At 72.5% G+C, this 816-nt stretch carries 2 protein-coding genes and 1 pseudogene; all 3 read right to left on the reverse strand.

Going from position 1 to position 816, the window contains the following annotated elements; genetic code table 11:
- Positions 1–76 precede the first annotated feature (76 nt).
- Positions 77–286 carry a hypothetical protein gene (locus ABTU92_RS29950; RefSeq protein ID WP_408095177.1) on the reverse strand — a complete coding sequence of 70 codons (210 nt, stop codon included), beginning with the start codon at positions 284–286 and terminating at the stop codon, positions 77–79.
- Positions 283–579 (reverse strand): hypothetical protein, encoded by a 297-nt coding sequence (locus ABTU92_RS29955; protein WP_408095178.1) that lies wholly within the window; start codon positions 577–579, stop codon positions 283–285. The genes ABTU92_RS29950 and ABTU92_RS29955 overlap by 4 nt, the downstream gene beginning before the upstream one ends.
- Positions 576–816: pseudogene (locus tag ABTU92_RS29960) on the reverse strand (hypothetical protein); the annotation flags it as partial. The gene ABTU92_RS29955 and the pseudogene ABTU92_RS29960, both read right to left, overlap by 4 nt.

The following is an 816-nucleotide window of genomic DNA, read 5'->3' on the forward strand; positions in this document are numbered from 1 at the left end:
GGGCGCCGAGGCGCCGGAGCTTATCGTGATGGGGCCGCGGCCCGACGATCCTGTGTGGGACCTGCCGGCCGACCGGCTACCGCTGTGAGAGCGTCGCTGCGGGGGCGGTTCCTCGCGGCGGGGAGACCGGCTCGATCCATGTGACGCGGGCAGGGTCGAGCGGGTCGGGGTCGGCGATCGCCCAGATGTCTCCGTCGCCGTCCAGCTCGACGACGGTCGGCTCCTCGGCCGGCCCGGTGCCGTCGTGGTCTATGCGGGCCCACCAGAGGCCGGGCGTGCGGATCATGAGTTCTCCCTCGGCAGGTGGGTCAGGCGGCCGAGATCGAAGGGCCAAACGGCCTCGGCCCGGCGGCGGAACGCTGCCTTCGCCTCTTCGAAGGTGGGGGCGTCGCCACGGTCGGCCGTGCTGCTCGGAAACAGCATCAGGGTCCAGAACCACGCCCACTCCGCGCCGGCCCTCTGCACGCGCATGATCCGCCCGATGGCTCGGCCTTCGAGCACGACGCACCAGTCGTCCGGCAGCCGCTCGCCGGGGACGATCTCTGTCGCTCGCAGACGCAGGGCCAGGGTGGTCATCATTCGGTCGCGGAAAGGTCCAGGCGATAGCCGAGGAAGAGGGCGCGTTCGAGCTGGTCGGTCGCCTCTCCGATCATGGTGCCGTCCTCGGCCGCCGCAATCAACAGCCCGGCAGCCCGTTGCCAGGCCGGGCGGCTAGCCTCGGTCGGCGGCAGCCCGAGCAGCCATGCTCGGGCGTCGCCCAGCGTCTGCAGCGGCACCGTGCCTCGCGGGCGGACGGGGTGGGCGAGGGGACTGGAC

The sequence above is a fragment of the Rhodoplanes sp. SY1 genome (assembly GCF_046000175.1).
Classification (GTDB): domain Bacteria; phylum Pseudomonadota; class Alphaproteobacteria; order Rhizobiales; family Xanthobacteraceae; genus Rhodoplanes.